Source organism: Streptomyces sp. NPDC017890 (assembly GCF_044328675.1).
Lineage (GTDB): Bacteria > Actinomycetota > Actinomycetes > Streptomycetales > Streptomycetaceae > Streptomyces.
In genome coordinates, this window is record NZ_JBIRHU010000017.1 from 76,612 (window position 1) to 91,951 (window position 15,340).

General features: G+C 72.8%; 11 protein-coding genes. 7 read left to right on the forward strand and 4 right to left on the reverse strand.

Features of this window, described 5'->3' with window-relative positions; translation table 11 throughout:
- Window positions 1-119: 119 nt before the first annotated feature.
- On the forward strand, window positions 120-2,543 hold the full coding sequence (locus ACH4F2_RS22725) for a glycoside hydrolase family 2 protein (RefSeq protein ID WP_398134537.1): 2,424 nt from the start codon (window positions 120-122) through the stop codon (window positions 2,541-2,543).
- Entirely contained in the window at window positions 2,540-3,574 is a 1,035-nt protein-coding gene (locus ACH4F2_RS22730) for a LacI family DNA-binding transcriptional regulator (RefSeq protein ID WP_398134538.1), read from the forward strand. Before ACH4F2_RS22725 ends, ACH4F2_RS22730 begins: the two co-directional genes overlap by 4 nt.
- 208 nt (window positions 3,575-3,782) lie before the next feature.
- Here ACH4F2_RS22730 and ACH4F2_RS22735 read toward each other — a convergent pair whose 3' ends face one another.
- The 3 genes from ACH4F2_RS22735 to manA form a co-directional block, all read right to left on the reverse strand.
- Window positions 3,783-4,367: a YdeI family protein gene (locus ACH4F2_RS22735; RefSeq protein ID WP_398134539.1), complete on the reverse strand. Its 585-nt coding sequence runs from the start codon at window positions 4,365-4,367 to the stop codon at window positions 3,783-3,785.
- Window positions 4,368-4,539: 172 nt separating this feature from the next.
- Window positions 4,540-5,517, reverse strand: coding sequence for an ROK family protein (locus tag ACH4F2_RS22740; protein WP_398134657.1), 978 nt, complete (start codon window positions 5,515-5,517; stop codon window positions 4,540-4,542).
- Between the two features lie 85 nt (window positions 5,518-5,602).
- Window positions 5,603-6,844, reverse strand: a complete 1,242-nt coding sequence (gene manA, locus ACH4F2_RS22745; protein ID WP_398134540.1) for a mannose-6-phosphate isomerase, class I — start codon at window positions 6,842-6,844, stop codon at window positions 5,603-5,605.
- A gap of 693 nt (window positions 6,845-7,537) precedes the next feature.
- Here manA and ACH4F2_RS22750 point away from each other — a divergent pair.
- The 3 genes from ACH4F2_RS22750 (at window position 7,538) to ACH4F2_RS22760 (ending at window position 13,215) form a co-directional block, all read left to right on the forward strand.
- Entirely contained in the window at window positions 7,538-8,830 is a 1,293-nt protein-coding gene (locus ACH4F2_RS22750) for a cellulase family glycosylhydrolase (protein WP_398134541.1), read from the forward strand.
- 231 nt (window positions 8,831-9,061) lie between these two features.
- Window positions 9,062-10,225, forward strand: a complete 1,164-nt coding sequence (locus ACH4F2_RS22755; protein WP_398134542.1) for an exonuclease SbcCD subunit D — start codon at window positions 9,062-9,064, stop codon at window positions 10,223-10,225.
- Entirely contained in the window at window positions 10,222-13,215 is a 2,994-nt protein-coding gene (locus tag ACH4F2_RS22760) for an AAA family ATPase (RefSeq protein WP_398134543.1), read from the forward strand. Before ACH4F2_RS22755 ends, ACH4F2_RS22760 begins: the two co-directional genes overlap by 4 nt.
- A gap of 16 nt (window positions 13,216-13,231) precedes the next feature.
- Here the strand turns inward: ACH4F2_RS22760 and ACH4F2_RS22765 are convergent, their stop codons facing one another.
- On the reverse strand, window positions 13,232-13,678 hold the full coding sequence (locus tag ACH4F2_RS22765) for an Lrp/AsnC family transcriptional regulator (protein WP_398134544.1): 447 nt from the start codon (window positions 13,676-13,678) through the stop codon (window positions 13,232-13,234).
- Between the two features lie 122 nt (window positions 13,679-13,800).
- On the opposite strand from ACH4F2_RS22765, the gene ACH4F2_RS22770 reads away from it, so the two are divergent.
- Together ACH4F2_RS22770 and ACH4F2_RS22775 are read left to right on the forward strand one after the other, a co-directional pair.
- On the forward strand, window positions 13,801-14,277 hold the full coding sequence (locus ACH4F2_RS22770; protein WP_398134545.1) for a rhodanese-like domain-containing protein: 477 nt from the start codon (window positions 13,801-13,803) through the stop codon (window positions 14,275-14,277).
- Window positions 14,278-14,473: 196 nt separating this feature from the next.
- Window positions 14,474-15,319, forward strand: a complete 846-nt coding sequence (locus tag ACH4F2_RS22775; RefSeq protein WP_398134546.1) for an SDR family oxidoreductase — start codon at window positions 14,474-14,476, stop codon at window positions 15,317-15,319.
- Window positions 15,320-15,340: the final 21 nt, after the last annotated feature.

Genomic DNA, 15,340 nt, shown 5'->3' on the forward strand with positions numbered 1-15,340 from the left:
CACTGTGGCGCAGTGGTGGCTCCTGTCAAGAGATGAGGGCTAGACCGGTTCACTTGTGTGGGGTTAAGTTAAGCCGCGTCGTACACGAAACGGGCCCGTCCCCGCCTAAGGAGCCGCACATGAAGGAAGTCGTCCAGCTCACCGAGGACTGGAGCCTGCGCCACGGCGAGAGCCTGCTGCCCGCCCATGTCCCCGGTTGCGTCCACACCGATCTGCTCACGGCCGGCCTGATTCCGGACCCCTTCCTCGGTGTCAACGAGCCGGAGGTGGCGTGGGTCGGAAAGCGTGCCTGGACCTACGTCCGGGACGTGGCCGCCACCGACACCGCCGAGGAGGGCCACGAGCGGACCGACCTGGTCTTCGACGGACTCGACACGGCCGCGACCGTCACCCTGGACGGGCGGGAGCTGGGACGCACCCGCAACATGCACCGGCGCTACCGCTTCGACGTCACCGGCCACCACGGGCGGCTGAAGGTGGACTTCGCCTCCGCCTACGACGAGGCGGCGTCGGTACGCGAGCTGACGGGTGAGCGGCCCAACGTCTACCCGGAGCCGTTCCAGTACATCCGCAAGATGGCGAGCAGCTTCGGCTGGGACTGGGGCCCGACACTGGTCACCGCCGGAATCTGGCGCCCGGTCAGGCTGGAACGCTGGTCGACGGCGAGGCTGGCCGGCGTGCGTCCGCTCGTGACGGTCGAGGGCGGCACCGGCCGGGTCGAGGTGCGGGTCGAGGTCGAGCGCACGGCCCAGGGCGCGGACTGTTCTCTCGCCGTCCGGGCCACCGTCGCCGGTGTCGAGGCCCACGCGGCCGTCGACGGTACGCGGGCCGTGCTGACACTCGACGTACCCGACGCCTCCCTGTGGTGGCCACGCGGCTACGGCGACCAGCCCCTGTACGACCTGGAGGTCGCGCTGGTCGAGGCCGGGCCCGAGGCGAAGCCGCTGGACTCCTGGCAGCGGCGGATCGGTTTCCGGACCGTGGAACTGGACCGCTCCGAGGACGAGCACGGAACCGGGTTCACCGTGGTCGTCAACGGCGTACGGGTCTTCGTCCGCGGAGTGAACTGGATCCCCGACGACGTCTTCCCCTCCCGGATCACCCCCGAGCGGTACCGCACGCGGCTGCGCCAGACGGCCGAGGCGGGCGTGGACCTGGTGCGCATCTGGGGCGGCGGGATCTACGAGGACGACGCCTTCTACGACGCGTGCGACGAACTGGGTCTCATGGTCTGGCAGGACTTCCTCTTCGCCTGCGCCGCCTACCCCGAGGAGCAGCCGTTGCGCGGAGAGGTGGACGCGGAGGCGCGCGACAACGTTGTCCGGCTGATGCCGCACCCGAGCCTCGTCCTGTGGAACGGCAACAACGAGAACCTGTGGGGCTTTCGTGACTGGGACTGGGAGCCCGGACTCGCCGGCGACTCCTGGGGCGGCGGCTACTACCTGGACCTGCTGCCGCGCATCGTCGCCGAGCTCGACCCGACCCGGCCCTACACGGCGGGCAGCCCCTGGTCCGGGTCGTGGGACCACCACCCCAACGATCCGGCCCACGGCACCCACCACTCCTGGGAGGTCTGGAACCGCCGGGACTACGCCGAGTACCGCGACTCGGTGCCCCGCTTCGTCTCGGAGTTCGGCTGGCAGGCACCCCCCGCCATGGCGACGCTGCGGCGCGCGCTCCCCGGTGAACAACTCGCTCCGGACTCGCCCGGCATGCTGCACCACCAGAAGGCCGAGGACGGCAACGGCAAGCTGAACCGGGGCCTGGAACGCCACTTCGCCCCGCCCGAGGGCGACTTCGACCGCTGGCACTACCTCACCCAGGTCGTACAGGCCCGCGCGATCGCGGCCGGCATCGAACACTGGCGCTCGCACTGGCCGGTCTGCGCCGGCACCGTCGTCTGGCAGATCAACGACTGCTGGCCGGTCAGCTCCTGGGCGGCCATCGACGGCGACGGAAGGCTCAAGCCCCTCTACCACGAGCTGCGCCGCGTCTACGCGGATCGCCTCCTCACGCTCCAGCCGGGCGCCGACCGCCCGGTCCTCGCCGTCGTCAACCAGGCCGCGGAGCCGTGGCAGGCTCCGGTGACCCTGCGCCGGATGCGGGCGGACGGCACCGAGGTGGCGAAGCTGGTCCTCGACGTGACCGTCACTCCCCGTTCGGTGCACCGGCGCAGTGTGCCGGAGGAGCTGGTGCCGGACGAGCGGTCGGGCAAGGAGTTCCTCGTCGCCGACAGCGACGGCCTGCGCGCGCTGCATGTTCCCGTGCCGGACAAGGAGTTCGCGTATCCGGTGCCGCGCTACGACGTGGCCGTGGAGTCCCCGGTCGGTGGTGATGCGAGTAGTGTCGAGGTCGTGGTGACAGCACACACTCTCGTACGTGACCTCCTCCTGCAGGCCGACCGGCTCGGCCCGGACGCGGTCTGCGACACCGGCCTCCGCACCCTCCTTCCCGGAGAACGGGCCCGCCTGCGGGTCACGGGGGCGGCCGAATCCGGGGCCAACGCCGTGCGCGCCGCACTGTACTGCGTGGAACCGGCGTGAGCGCACCCTCCGAACGCGTCACCATCAAGGACGTGGCCGCCGCCGCGGGCGTGTCCAAAGGCGCCGTGTCCTTGGCGTTCAACCACAAACCGGGTGTCTCCGATGCCACCCGGGAGCGGATCTTCGCGGCGGCGCGGCAGCTGGGCTGGGCGCCGAACTCCTCGGCCCGCAGCCTGTCGCGGCAGTCGGTCGACACCGTCGGGCTGGCCATCTGCCGGCCGGCCCGGCTGCTGGGCCTGGAGCCCTTCTACATGGAGTTCGTCTCCGGCATCGAGAGCGTGCTGGCCGAGCGGGACTGCTCGTTGCTGCTGCGGCTGGTCGACTCGCTGGAGGAGGAGATCGGACTGCAGGAGCGCTGGTGGAGGGAGCGGCAGATCGGCGGCTCGATCCTGGTCGACTTCCACCAGGAGGACCCGCGTGTCGAACCGCTGCGAAAGCTGGGCCTGCCGGCCGTGGCGGTCGGCCACCCCTCCCTCACCGGTGGCTTCCCCTCCGTCTGGACCGATGACGCCGCCGCCGTCGCCGAGGCGGTGCGTTACCTGGCGGCGTTGGGACACCGGCGCATCGCGCACGTGGGCGGCCCCCGCGGCCTGGGGCACAGCGCCATCAGGACGACCGCCTTCGAACAGACCATGGGGGAACTCGGCCTCGACAGCGGCCCGCACGCGGAGACGAGCTTCTCGGGCGACGACGGGGCGCGTGCCACACGCTCCCTGCTGCTGGCCCGGGAGCGGCCCACGGCGATCCTCTACGACAACGACATCATGGCGGTCGCCGGACTGGGCGTCGCCGCCGAGATGGGCATCTCGGTGCCGGACGACCTGTCCCTGCTGGCCTGGGACGACTCCCAGCTGTGCCGGCTCACCCACCCGACGCTGTCCGCGATGAGCCACGACGTGCACGGCTTCGGGGCCCAGGTCACACGCGTGCTGTTCGACGTCCTCGACGGCCGCAAGGTCGTCTCGCAGCCGGTGGCGACCCCGTCCCTCGTGCCGCGTGCCTCGACCGCCTCACCCCGTTCCCAGAGATGACACGGACGTCCGAGGGCGCGCGGCATCGTGCCGCGCGCCCTCGGACGTCGTCGTGTCCTGTGGGCGTCAGGGGGCTGCGACCGTCCCGGCACGGATGCGCGAGTGGTCGGGATCACCCGACGTGGACGGCATCAGCCGTTCCCGCCCCACGCCGACGCGAAGCGGAGGGTGAGGACGGCCTCGGCGATGCCGGTGATCCGGGCGGTGCTCACCCTTCGCCCATCTGCCGCCCCTGCGCCAGGTCCCGCACCGTCCGCTCCAGCCGCGTCTGCCGGGTCTTCGGCGTCGCGGCCTGGAGCAGCGGGAGCATCACGAGGTAGCGGGCGGTCCGGTCGAGCGCGTCGAACGCCGCACGCGCCGCCGGGTCCGCGGCGAGGGCCGCAGCGAGGTCGTCCGGGACGACAGCCGTCGCCTGCGACGCGTACGCGCGGTCCCAGCGGCCGTCCTCCTGGGCCCGTCGGACCTCGGCGAGGCCGGGCTCCCGCATCCGGCCCGCCCCCGCCAGCGCCGCGGCCTTCTCGACATTCACCCGCGACCACAGACTCCTCGGTCGCCGCGGCCCGTACTTCTGCAGGTAGTACCGGTCGTCCAAGGCCCGGCGCTGCCCGGAGATCCAGCCCCAGCACAGCCCCACGTCGACCAGTTCGTCATCCGTGACCGACGCGATTCCCGACGCCTTCTTCGCGACCTTGACCCACACGCCCTCGCGGCGGGTGTGGTGCCCGGCCAGCCAGTCCTCGAAGGCCGCCGCATCAGGGAACGCGACGACTTCCACCCCGTTGAACTCGTCCATGCGGGCCAGGCTAGCCCGGCCGCGCGCCGGCGGACCCGGCCGGACACAGCACCGGAGGGTGGCGGCCCCGAGGCCGGCGGGCAGGTGCCTCGTACCTGTCGGCAGACAAACGTCCGAAAGCCGTTGACGGTGTCCAAGGCGCGGGTGTGCGCCCCGCACGAATAGGAACCGGTTAAGTTCCTGTTGCGAACGTGGTTTCCGCTACTGCGTCACCGGCCTCCTGGAGCTGCTGACGGGCGGCCGCCGCCGCTCCGACGAGGCCCGCGTCCCGCGCCAGAGCGGCGGGACGCACCTCGATACCGCGGGCGAAGTCGAGCACCGCGAAGGTGCGCAGGTGGCGACGGAGCGGAGTGAACAGCGTCTCCCCGGCCTGGGCGACACCACCGCCGATGACCGCGACTTCGATCTCCAGCAGAGTCGCGCTGCCGGCGATGGCGGCGGCCAGGGCCCGTGCCGAGCGGTCGTAGGCGGCCAGGGCGCGTTCGTCGCCGGCGCGGGCGGAGGCGGCGACGGCGGCGGCCGTCGGTTCCGAACCCGGCTGCGGCGTCCAGCCCGCCCGCACCGCGTACCGGGCGATGGCGGTTCCGCTGGCGTATCCCTCCACACAACCTCGTGCGCCGCAGGCGCAGGGGGCGCCGTCGAGGTCGACGGAGATGTGCCCGATGTGCCCGGCGTTCCCCGAGGGCCCCGGGTGCAGTCGGCCTCCCAGAACGTAGCCGCCCCCGACGCCGGTCGAGACCACCATGCACAGCGCGTTGTCCACTCCGCGAGCGGCGCCGAGCCAGTGTTCGGCGGCGGTCATGGCCACGGCGTCTCCGAGCAGCACCGGTCTGATGCCGGCGAAGAGCATCGGATGGGCGCGCACGCTCTCGACGAGGGGAAAGGTCCGCCAGGCGGGGATGTTCACGGGGCTCACCGTGCCGGCCGCCGTGTCGACGGGGCCCGCGCTCGCGATGCCCAGTCCGCGTACCGTGCCCCAGGCAGGGGCGGCGGCCAGGGTGTCGATCACCGCGTCGACGGTCCGGGCCATGCGCTGGGTGGACTCGCGCGCGGGTGTGGGGAGTTCGGCGCGGTGGACGACGGTCCCCCGTTCGTCCACCAACGCTCCCGCGATCTTGGTGCCTCCGATGTCCAGGGCGGCGTACACGATTCAGTCCTCTCTCGGGCCGGCCGGCCTCTCCCCGCGCACCGCTCACCGGCGGCGTTGAGTGAGAGACCGGGGCCGGACAACGTTGTCAAAGAAGGGGCGGCAGGGAGCCCTGCGCGAGGGAGCCGCGCTCCGCCGGGCTCAGACCGGCGGACGCCACGAACAGCGTTCCCTCTCCCTCCACCAGAACGTCGTCGTCCGAGGCGGGCAGGAAGCAGGAGTCACCGGGACCGAGCCGAAGCTGGTCCGTGCCTCCTGCGCGCAGTTGGACCGCTCCGTCCGCGCAGAAGGCGATGCGAGCGCCGGCCGACGGCACCAGGGGTCCGCCCGGGCCGTCGAGTCCGGTCCGGTGGAGGGCGAACTCCTCCACCGGGCAGTCGTACAGCTGTGTGGAACCGGGTCCCGGGACGCTTGTGGGCGTGACCTCCGGCACGCGCACCGCCGGGTCGGTGATCCGCAGCAGTTCGGGCACGTTCACTTCCTTGGCCGTCAGTCCGGCGCGCAGCACGTTGTCGGAGTTGGCGAGCAGTTCGAGTCCCACTCCCCGCACATAGGCGTGCAGTCCGCCGGCCGGCATGAACAGTGCCGTGTCGGGCTCCAGGATCCGGTGCCTGAGGAGGAGGGAGGCCACGAGGCCGAGGTCTTCGGGGTGATGCCGGGACATGTGCCCCACCGCCGCGTACGCCTGCGCGTGGGGGCCGCTGGACCGTGCCCGGCGCCGGCATGACTCCACGACGCCGTGCACGAGCGCCGCGCGGTCGTCACGCGGCCATTCGAGCACGAGCCGCAGGGCGTCGGTCAGTACCTCGTCGCCGGCGCCGGCCCGCAGCAGCTCGGTGACCGGGCGCAACCGGCCGACCTCCAGGTCCTCCAGGACGCCCACGGCCTCCTCGCGGTCGCGGAAGCCGGCCAGGACCTCGAACCGGCTCAGCGTGTACAGCAGTTCGGGCTTGGGCCAGTCGTCCGTGTAGGGGCCGCGACGGCCGTCGGCCGACTGTGCGGCGAAGGCCGAGCGCGCCTGCTCCCGGTCGGGGTGCACCTGTATGGACAGGGGTTGTTCGGCGGCCAGTACCTTCAACAGGAAGGGCAGCCGCCCCCCGAACCGTTGGGCGCACGCGGCCCCCAGCTCCCTCTCGGGACCGCCGGACACGGCGTCCAGGAGCGTCAGCTCTCGCCCTCCGCGCGTGATGCCCGCGGGGCCGGACGGATGCGCGCCCATCCACAGTTCCGCCTCCGGCCCGTCCGAGGGTGTGCCTCTTCCCTGCAGCCGGGCCAGTGCCTCGTGCGAGCCCCATGCGTATGGCTTGATGACCGGTCGAAGTAGATCCACGTGTGTACGTTAACGGGATGCGAACGAAATCCATGACCCGATCGGCTTCTGTTATTGAACCGGTATAGCGCACAGGTCGGGTGGGTCGACGAGCAAGTCCTTCCGTTCGGAACGAATGGGGGTGGGAGGAGTGTCGATGCCTGCTGCGGGGGTGGTGTCCCGCAGAACCCGACCCCCTGGGGCCTCGACGGAGGACGAGTCCGGGCATGTACCGGTTAACCGGCTAGGAACGTAAGGCGACGTTGTCGGACTGTCAATGAGTCGCGTCGGCTCTGTTTTCGCTGGTGTCCGACCACTGTGTGACGCATGCCAGGGCTGGTCAGCTTGTTTAGCGGTTTAGTCGCACGCGGGCTGCCGGGCTCGGTGGACGGATCGTGAATCGACTATTGACATGGGCGCAACAGCCGGTGCCTCATGGTGTGGCGACGGGGCCGCTCGTGCCCCAGGGGCCGAAGTCGCAGCAAGCCGAGGTCGGTTGTCCGGCCCCGTATCCGCACCCGCGACGCCTGCGAAGCCCGCCTTCGACGGCACGCGCCTGTATCGAAGCGCCCGCGACGCTCGCCGAGCGTGCCCTCAGAGGCCGGCGCAGACGTCAGACATCGTTGTCATGCCGGATGTGGCCCGTCCGCATGCATCGTCCTGCTCCAGCACTCGCATCCGCATCCGCACCCGCACCTGCACCCGAGGAGAGATATGCGAAAGCCGAGAAGCACCCTGATCACCACGGCGGGCATGGCGTTCGCCGCCGTCCTGGGCCTGCTCACCTCGATGGCCGGCCCCTTCGTCGGCGAGGCCGAGGCAGCACCCACCGGTATCCGTGTCAGTGACGGTCGCGTGGTCGAGGCGAACGGGAACGAGTTCGTCATGCGCGGGGTCAACCACGCCCACACCTGGTATCCCGAGCGAACGAGCTCCATCGCCGACATAGCGGCCAAGGGCGCCAATACCGTCCGCGTCGTTCTCAGCAGCGGCGACCGGTGGACGCGGACGAGCGCCTCCGAGGTCTCCTCCCTCATCGGCCAGTGCAAGGCCAACAAGGTCATCTGCGTGCTGGAGGTGCACGACACCACCGGCTACGGCGAGGACGGCGCCGCCACCACCCTGGACCGGGCCGCCGACTACTGGATCGGCATCAAGAGCGCGCTCCAGGGCCAGGAGGACTACGTCGTCGTCAACATCGGCAACGAGCCCTTCGGCAACACCGGCCACGCGGCCTGGACCGACGCCACCAAGGGCGCGATCGGCAAGCTCCGGGGGGCCGGCATCAGCCACGCCCTGATGGTCGACGCACCCAACTGGGGTCAGGACTGGTCCGGGACCATGAGGGACAACGCCGCATCGGTGTTCGCCTCCGATCCCGACCGCAACACCATCTTCTCGATCCACATGTACGGCGTCTACGACACCGCCGCCGAGGTGCGGGACTACCTGAACCACTTCGTCGGCAACAAACTGCCCGTCGTCGTGGGTGAGTTCGGCGACCAGCACAGTGACGGCAACCCCGACGAGGACGCCATCATGGCGACCGCGCAGTCCCTGGGCGTGGGCTACCTCGGCTGGTCCTGGAGCGGCAACGGAAGCGGCGTCGAGTACCTCGACATGGTCAACGGCTTCGACGCGAACTCCCTGACCAACTGGGGCAACCGCATCTTCAACGGTGCCAACGGCATCGCGGCCACGTCCGAGACCGCCACCGTCTACGGCGGTGGGGGCGGAACGGGCGGCGGTACCGCGCCCAACGGTTACCCGTACTGCGTCAACGGCAGCTCCTCCGACCCCGACGGCGACGGGTGGGGCTGGGAGAACAGCCGCTCCTGCGTGGTCCGGGGCGGCGGCGCGGACGGCGGGGGCGGAACGGGCGGCGGTACCGCGCCCAACGGTTACCCGTACTGCGTCAACGGCAGCTCCTCCGATCCCGACGGCGACGGGTGGGGCTGGGAGAACAGCCGCTCCTGCGTCGTCCGGGGCAGCGGCGCGGACGGCTGACGTTCCTCGTGCACACTCACGGGGTGGCCTTCCCGTCCTCCTTCCCTCGGGGCGGGGAGGCCACCCCGGTGGCACCGGGAAAGGGCCTTCCGTTCCCAGGGTGATCCGAGACGAGTGGTGGCTCAGGGGGCCGCATGCGTTAGCGTGGCGAGGGTCGGTGGCGAGCTCCGTGCTGGTTCGGGCTGGTTTCAGAGGTGCGGTAGGGGTAAACGTGCAGGTCAGGGCTGTTTCATGAAAATTCTGCACACGTCCGACTGGCATCTCGGCCGGGCGTTCCACCGCGTGAACATGCTCGGAGCCCAGGCCGCTTTCATCGGCCACCTCGTCGAGACCGTGCGCGAGCACGCCGTCGACGCCGTGGTCGTGTCGGGAGACGTGTACGACCGGGCCGTGCCGCCACTGGCCGCCGTGGAGCTCTTCGACGACGCACTGCACCGCTTGGCCGACCTCGGTGTGCCCACGGTGATGATCTCCGGCAACCACGACTCGGCCCGCCGCCTCGGCGTCGGTGCCGGACTCATCGACCGAGCCGGGATCCACCTGCGCACCGACCCGGCGGGCTGCGGCAACCCGGTGGTGCTGGAGGACGCGCACGGTGAGGTGGCCTTCTACGGGCTGCCGTACCTCGAACCAGCCCTGGTGAAGGCCGGGCTCGGGGTCGAGAAGGCGGGCCACGAGGCCGTGCTCGCCGCCGCCATGGACCGGGTCCGCGCCGACCTCGCCGCGCGCGCGCCGGGCACCCGTTCCGTCGTCCTCGCGCATGCCTTCGTCACCGGCGGCGAGCAGAGCGACAGCGAGCGGGACATCACCGTCGGCGGGGTCGCCGCAGTGCCCTCCGGCGTCTTCGACGGCGTCGACTACGTGGCGCTCGGGCACCTGCACGGCTGCCAGGCCCTCACCGAGCGCGTCCGCTACTCCGGCTCCCCGCTGCCGTACTCCTTCTCCGAGGCCGCGCACCGCAAGAGCATGTGGCTCGTCGACCTGGACGCCGACGGCTCGGTCACCGCCGAGCGAGTCGACTGCCCGGTGCCGCGCGACCTGGCCCGGCTGCGCGGCACCCTGGAGGAGCTGCTCGCCGACCCCGGGCTGGCCCGGCACGAGGAGGCGTGGGTCGAGGCGACCCTCACCGACCCGGTCCGTCCCGCCGACCCCATGGCCCGGCTCACCGAGCGCTTCCCGCACACGCTGAGCCTCGTCTTCGCCCCCGAGCGGGCCCCGGACGACCCGGCCGTGTCCTACGCCCGCCGTCTCGCCGGCCGCAGCGACCAGCAGATCGCGGAGGACTTCGTGACGCACGTGCGCGGCGCCGGGCCCGACGGCCACGAACAGACCGTACTGCGGGACGCCTTCGACGCGGTGCGCGCGGACGAGACCGTTCGGGAGGCGGCCCGGTGAGGCTGCACCACCTGGACATCACCGCCTTCGGCCCCTTCGGCGGAACACAGCGCGTCGACTTCGACGACCTGTCGGCCGCCGGACTCTTCCTGCTGCACGGACCCACCGGCGCCGGCAAGACCTCCGTCCTCGACGCCGTCTGCTACGCGCTGTACGGGTCGGTGCCCGGCGCCCGCCAGAGCGGCCAGGGCATGACCCTGCGCAGCGACCACGCCGCCGCCGGCACGCGCACCGAGGTGCGCCTCGAACTCACCGTCGCCGGACGGCGACTGGAGGTCACCCGGCAGCCGCCCTGGGAGCGTTTGAAGCTGCGCGGCAAGGGCACGACCGTCGACAAGGCCCAGACCTGGCTGCGCGAGTACGACGCGACGGCCGGCGTCTGGAAGGACCTCAGCCGCTCCCACCAGGAGATCGGCGAGGAGATCACGCAACTGCTCGGCATGAGCCGCGAGCAGTTCTGCCAGGTCGTGCTGCTGCCCCAGGGCGATTTCGCGCGCTTCCTGCGCGCCGACGCGGAGGCGCGCGGCAAGCTCCTCGGCCGGCTCTTCGACACCCGGCGCTTCGCCGAGGTCGAGAAGCGCCTCGCCGACCGGCGCCGCACGACCGAGGCCCGGGTGCGCGAGGGGGACGCCGCGCTGCTGGCCGACGCCCACCGGATGCAGCAGGCCGCCGGCGACGCCATGGAGCTGCCGGAACTGGCGCCGGGCGAGCCGGGGCTGGCCGATGCCGTCCTCGCCGCCGCCGCCCTCGCGCGCAGCACGGCCCGGGAGCTGCTGACCGTCGCCGACTGCCGGCTCACGGCCGCCGAGTCCGCCCAGGCCGCCGCCGAACGCGGCCTCGCAGACGCGCGGGAACTGGACCGGCTGCAGCGGCGGTTCGCCGAGGCCCGGGAGCGGGGAGCGCGGCTGGCGGAGCGGGCCGACGCCCACCGCGCCGCGCAGGAACGCATGGCGCGGGCCCGCAAGGCCGAAGCGGTGGCCCCCGCGCTCGAGCTGCGGGACGCCGCCGACGCCGAGCACCGGCGGGCCGCGGCCTCGGAAACGCACGCGCGTGCCCTGCTGCCCGAGGCCCTCGCGGACGCCGGGGCCGCAGGGCTCGCCGCCGCCGCGCGCCGGGCAGCCGAGGAACTGGGAGGGCTGGAGTCGGCCCGGCGGGCCGAACAGCGCCTCGCGGACCTGGTGGAGGAGCGGGCCGGGCTGGACCGCCAGGAACGCGCCGACGACGACGTCCTGCACGAGGCGGCGAGCTGGCTCGCCGACTGGGAGACCACCCGCACCGGACTGCAGGCCCGCGTCGACTCCGCGCAGGAGGCCGCGGCCCACGCCGAACAGCTCGCCGTACAGCGCGACCCGGCACAGCGGCGGCTGGACGCGGCCCGGCAGCGGGACCGGTACGCCACCGACACGCAGCAGGCACAACGCCACGCCCTCGCCTCGGCCGAACGCGCCGTCGAGGCCCGCGCCCACTGGCTCGACCTCAAGGAACAGCGGCTGACCGGCATCGCCGCAGAACTCGCCGTGGGCCTCACCGACGGCGCACCGTGCGCCGTGTGCGGCGCCACCGAACACCCCGCCCCCGCGCGCAGGATCGCGGGGCACGTCGACCGCGAGGCGGAGGAGCGCGCCCTCGCCGCCTACCAGGACGCCGACGAGCGGCGCGCGGACGCCGAACGGCGCCTGGGCACCGTACGGGAGGCACTCGCCGCCGCCACGGCGGAGGCAGGGGAGACGCCCGCCGCCCGGCTCGCCGAAGAGGCCGAGGAACTGGAGCGGCGGTACGCGCGGGCGCGGGCGAGCGCCTCCGGGCTGCACGCCGCGCAGGAGGAGCTGCGCCGGGCGGAACACGAGCGCGAGCAGCGGGTCGCCGCCCAGCAGCAGGCCGCGGTCCGGGCCGCCTCCCGGGTCGGCAACCGGGAGCGGCTGGACAGCGAACGGGCCACGCTGGAGGAGGAGTTGACGAGAGTTCGCGCAGGCGCCGACAGTGTGGCGGCGCGAGCGGCGCAGCTGGAGCGCCGGGCCGCGCTGCTGACGGAGGCCGCCGACACCGCCCGCGTCGCCGAGGACACGGCCCAGCGGCTCAAGGACGCCGACGCCCGTCTTGCCGACGCCGCTTTCCGCGCCGGCTTCGACACCCCGAGGGACGCCGCCGCCGCACTGCTCGACGACGCCGCCCACCGCGAGCTGCAACGCCGGCTCGACGCATGGGACTCCGAGGAGGCCGCCGTCCGCGCGATCCTCACCGAGGCCGACACCGCCGCCGCGGCCCAGCGGCCGCCCGCCGACGTGGCGGCGGTGGAACGCGTCGCCACCGAAGCGGGCCGGCGCCTGCGCGACGCCTCCTCCGCACGCGACGCGGCCGCCCGGTGCTGCGCCGAACTGGACCGGCTGTCCGCGAGGGCCACCACCTCCGCGCGCCGGCTCGCCCCGCTGCGCGACGAGCACACCCGCGTCGCCCGCCTCGCCTCCCTTGCCGCGGGGACCTCCGCGGACAACGAACGCCGGATGCGCCTGGAGTCGTACGTGCTGGCGGCCCGCCTGGAGCAGGTGGCCGCCGCGGCCACCGCGCGGCTCCAGCGCATGTCCTCGGGCCGCTACACCCTCGTCCACTCCGACGACCGCACCGGGCGCGGCCGCAGTGGCCTCGGCCTGCACGTCGTCGACGCCTGGACCGGCCGCGAACGCGACACGGCCACGCTGTCCGGCGGTGAGACGTTCTTCGCCTCGCTCGCCCTCGCGCTGGGCCTCGCCGACGTGGTCACGGACGAGGCCGGCGGTGTCCGCCTGGACACCCTCTTCATCGACGAGGGCTTCGGCAGCCTCGACGACCAGACCCTCGACGAGGTCCTCGACGTCCTCGACTCACTGCGTGAGCGGGACCGCAGCGTCGGCATCGTCAGCCATGTCGCCGACCTGCGGCGGCGGATCCACGCCCAGCTGGAGGTCGTGAAGGGACGGTCGGGTTCGGTGCTGCGGCAGCGGGGCGCCCTCTGAGAGGTCCCGGCGGACCTCAGCGGCCCAGTGGCCGTCGGGGCAGCGGCGAGGAGTAGACGACGCTCGTGGTGACCGAGCCCAGCGCGCTGATCCGGCCCGACACCTCCTCCAGGTGCCGCATCGAACGGGCCGCGACCTTGATGACGAAGCAGTCGTCCCCCGTGACGTGGTGGGCCTCCAGGATCTCGGGAGTGACCGTGACCAGGTCGTGGAACGGCTTGTAGTTGGCGACCGGATAGCGCAGCCGCACGAAGGCCAGGATCGGCAGCCCCAGCCGCTCGGGGTCGACGACCGCCGCGTACCCCTGGATGACCCCCGCCTCCTCCAGCCGCCGCACCCGCTCGGTCACCGCGCTCGCCGACATCGAGACGGCACGGGCCAGCTCGGCGAAACTGGCCCGCCCGTTCCGCTGGAGGGCGTCGAGGATGAGCCAGTCGGTGGCGTCCGGGGAATACGTGGTCATCCCGGATGGATAGCAGCGAATCCCCGGCGGAACAAGAGCACGACCGGGGAAACGCCCTTCTGGGGACGCCCCCATCGACCATAGATTTCTGGCCAGGAGATCCACCGAGGAAAGGCCGGACCATGAGAGACACCACCACGAACCCCGTTCTGCGCGTCGCCCCCGCCGCCCCCGCCGAAGCCGCCGCGTACTTCCGGGCGAGCCTCGCCTTCCACGCGGACGTCTCCGACGTCGCGGCCGCGCTCGCGGACGACGGCGATCCCGGGTTCGTCCTGGTGGACACCCGCTCCACCGAGTCCTGGGACCAGGGCCACATCCCCGGCGCCGTCCACCTGCCCACCGCGCTCGTCCCCGAGCAGGCCGGCCGGCTCCTCGACCCGGCCGTGCCGGTCGTGACGTACTGCTGGGGCCCCGGCTGCAACGGCGCGACCCGCGCGGCCCTCGCCCTCGCCGAACTCGGCCACCAGGTCAAGGAGATGCTCGGCGGCTTCGAGTACTGGGTCCGCGAGGGCTTCGCGTACGAGACCGGGCAGGGCACCGAGCGCCACTCCGCGGACCCCCTGACCGCTCCGGTCGTCGCGGCCGACTGCGGCTGCTGACGGGCGTACAGGTGCTGCCGCACGGCGCCCCGGCCGGTACGCGGTCCACGCGGCCGAGGTGCGCGCCGGGCCCCAGACCTGGCTGGACGTCGTACAACCGCGACGGCTCGCGGACCGGTGGCCGGCCGGTGGGCCTCGCGTCGTCGGAGCGATATCGGGGTGCGTTGTGGCGGCGGGCCACCCATGATGGTTGACCATGCCACGACTTCCGCACCCCGCCGTCGAAGACCTCCGCCGCGACCCCCTGCCCCTGCGTGGCCGGACCGCCCTCGTCACCGGAGCCAGCCGCCGTGGCGGCATCGGCCACGCCGTGGCCCGACGGCTCGCCGCGTACGGGGCGAGCGTCTACCTGCACCACCACGTCCCGCACGACGCCGCCATGCCGTGGGGTGCCGACCGGCCCGAGGACGTGGTCGCCTCCGTGCGCGCCGCGCTCGGCGACCCGGACGCCACCGTGGTGGCCGGTCCGAAAGACCTCGCCGACCCCGCCGCACCGGGCGAACTCCTCGCCACGGCCGCCGAGGCGCTCGGCGGACGGCTGGACGTCCTGGTCGCCAACCACGCCCTCAGCGGCTCCGACGGCACCCTCGACACGATCGACGCCGCCATGCTCGACGCGCACTGGAAGGTCGACACCCGCTCGGTACTGCTGCTCGTCCAGGCGTACGCCCGGCTGCGCGCCGTGCTGCCGCCCCGCACACCCGGCGGACGCGTCGTGATGATGACCTCCGGCCAGGACATCGCGGGCGGCATGCCCGGCGAGATCGCCTACGCGCTGCAGAAGGGGGCGCTGGCCTCCATCACACGCTCCCTGTCGACGTCCCTCGCCGAGCACGCCGTTACCGTGAACGCCGTCAACCCCGGGCCCGTGGACACGGATTACCTGACCGGCGACGCCTACGAGGCCGTCGCCGCGCTCTTCCCCGCCGGGCGGTGGGGCATGCCCGACGACCCGGCCCGCCTCATCGCGTGGCTCGCCACGGACGAGGCGGAGTGGGTCACCGGTCAGGTCATCGACTCGGAGGGCGGCTTCAGGCGGTGAGCCGGATCGGAGCCGGGCCGG